Origin of the sequence: Kocuria subflava (assembly GCF_012163155.1) — a bacterium.
Lineage (GTDB): Bacteria > Actinomycetota > Actinomycetes > Actinomycetales > Micrococcaceae > Kocuria > Kocuria subflava.
The window spans coordinates 1-504 of sequence record NZ_JAAVUN010000272.1 but is presented as its reverse complement, the minus strand read 5'-3'; the positions used below and the strand labels follow the sequence as shown (position 1 = coordinate 504).

Annotated in this window: 1 pseudogene; it reads left to right on the top strand. The window is 68.7% G+C overall.

Going from position 1 to position 504, the window contains the following annotated elements:
* Positions 1 to 504, top strand: a pseudogene (locus tag GTW58_RS14155) (NAD-glutamate dehydrogenase domain-containing protein); the annotation flags it as partial.

Below are 504 nucleotides of genomic sequence, written 5' to 3'. Positions count from 1 at the left end.
GATCGCCGAGGTCACCGAGCGCTACGCGCCGATCGCCGGACTGCGCAGCAGTGACACTGTGCTGTTGGGGCATGAGTCCGCGACCCGGGACGACGAACTGTTGGAGATCGCCCAACGCCAGGGCGTCCCGCAGGAGCTCGCCCGGGAATGGTCCTGGATCCTGGATTCCTACCCACTGCTGGACGTCGTGCGTCTGGGCAGCCAGGCGGGGGAGGACCTGGAACTGGTGGGCCGGGTCTACTTCCTGCTCTACGACCGGTTCGGCATCGAAGCGCTGCTCAAGCGCATCGGGGCCTTGCCGCAGACCACCCGGTGGGAGTCACTGGCGCGCATGTCCATGCGGGAGGACGTCTACACCACGTTGGTGTCGATGGCCGCTGAAGCCCTGCAGGCCGAGGGAGAGACGGCCGAGGACCACGTGGACACGTGGGAGCGGGAGAACCAGATCCAGTTGGCTCGCCTGCGCTCGGCCTTGGGGGACATCGCGGCGGGCGGGGCCGGGGG